We start from the raw sequence: 1676 nt of genomic DNA, 5'->3' as shown, positions 1-1676 counted from the left end.
CTGTATCGGGCGGCAAAAGCGATCCGCAAGCACTGGGGCGGCCTGACCCTGGCCTCCCAGGACGCGATGGACTTCCTGGGCACCGACCTCGGGCAAGCGGTCGTCGCCAACGCCGCCACCCAGATCCTGATGCGCCAGGCCACGCAGGCCATCGACGGCATCGTCCGCGCCTTCACCCTCTCCCAGGGGCAGCGGCAGTTCCTGCTGTCCTGCGAACGCGGGCAGGGCCTGTTGGCGGTGCGCAACAACTGGGTCGCCTTCCAGGCCATCGCCTCACCGACCGAGCACGCGCTCGTCAGCTCCGATCCGGAATTCCTTGCCAGCGTTGAGGATCCCGACACCGACAGCGGGTGGGTGGAACTATGACCATAGCGCGTCCCACGAGGTTGCTGACCCAGAACCGCCGCTTGCGGGCGATCGGTGTGTGGAACTGGACCCTGCCCGCCTGGGCCGGCCGCATGCCCGACGGCCGCACCTACAACACCTGCCCGTCGGCCGGGATCTGCCGCGACCTGTGCTACGCCAGGGTCGGCACCTACCGGTTCCCGGCTGTGAAAGCCAAGCACGAAGCCAACCTCGCCTTCGTCATCGACGACCTGGCCGGCTGGGAGCAGGCGATGCTGGCCGAGCTTGCCCACCCGCGCTTCGCCGGCCGGTGGGTCCGCGTCCACGACTCGGGCGACTTCTTCTCCGACGACTACCTGACCGCCTGGCTGCGGATCTTCCGCGCGCGCCCCGGCTCTAATTTCTACTGCTACACCAAGGAAGTGCGGCGATTCCGCCGCCTGGTCGAGCCTGACCCGCCGCCGAACTTCCGCTGGACCTTCAGCTACGGCGGAACCCAGGACCACCTCATCGACCAGAACCACGATCGGGTCGCCGACGTCTTCCCGGACTCGGCCGCCATCACCGAGGCCGGCTTCGCCAGTCAAGAGGTGTGCGACACCATCGCGGCCACAGGCCCACCCCGGATCGGCCTTCCCGCCAACCGGATACCGCATCTGATGGCACGGCAGGGGCCCGTGCGGTTCAGCGAGCTACAGGCAGCGGCCGATCGCCGACGAGCGCGCCGCCGTCCCGTCGCTCAAGAGGAGCGGAGGGCGGCGTGAGCGAGGACAGCATGCTGGCGCGGCTGCTGCGCGACCCGAGCGGGACCCTGGCAAACCTCCTGGGCCACCTTGTGAGCTGGGTGGTGATCTACGGGCCGATGGCCGGACTCGGGCTCATGCTGCTCAGCGCCCTGACGGCGGCGATCCGGAGTTGCCGGGGCCGCCGACGGCGTGCGCGGCTGGCCGAGGACTCCCGCGTGATCACCATCCTGCCGGGACCGACCGTGGACCCCTCCGGGGCGGTCACCTTCTGGTCCAACCTGGTCGGCATCCTCCGGCCCCGCTGGGCCCGGCTGCTCAGCGGGCAACCGCACGTGGCGCTGGAGTACGGCTTCGACGCCGACGGCGTCCGAATCCAGGTCTGGGTGCCCGGGACGATCCCGCCCGGCATGGTGGAACGAGCGATCGAGGCCGCGTGGCCGGGCAGCCACACCCGATCCACACCCGCAGGCCCGCCGCTGCCCGAGACGGAAGTCGACGGCGAGGTCCGGCTGGCCGTGGGGGGAGAGCTGCGGCTGGCACGCAGCGAGGCACTGCCCATCAGGTCCGACTTCGACGCGGACCCGA

General features: G+C 70.3%; 1 protein-coding gene and 2 pseudogenes. All 3 read left to right on the top strand.

Annotation, left to right across the window (positions count from 1 at the left end):
- Nucleotides 1-366, top strand: a pseudogene (locus tag ACIG5F_RS49225) (conjugal transfer protein TraC); the annotation flags it as partial.
- Nucleotides 363-1109: a hypothetical protein gene (locus ACIG5F_RS49220; protein WP_396527282.1), complete on the top strand. Its 747-nt coding sequence runs from the start codon at nucleotides 363-365 to the stop codon at nucleotides 1107-1109. The pseudogene ACIG5F_RS49225 and the gene ACIG5F_RS49220, both read left to right, overlap by 4 nt.
- Nucleotides 1106-1676, top strand: a pseudogene (locus tag ACIG5F_RS49215) (type VI secretion protein); the annotation flags it as partial. The gene ACIG5F_RS49220 and the pseudogene ACIG5F_RS49215, both read left to right, overlap by 4 nt.

It is taken from the genome of Kutzneria sp. NPDC052558 (assembly GCF_044547355.1).
In the GTDB taxonomy this organism is placed as follows: Bacteria; Actinomycetota; Actinomycetes; order Mycobacteriales; family Pseudonocardiaceae; genus Kutzneria.
Note: the sequence above shows the minus strand (reverse complement) of the source record. Positions and strands in the feature narration are given on the sequence as shown.

Bases quoted from the DNA above. Each gene is read 5' to 3' on its own strand.
- ACIG5F_RS49220 (WP_396527282.1), top strand. From the start codon at position 363: ATGACCATAGCGCGTCCCACGAGGTTGCTGACCCAGAACCGCCGCTTG.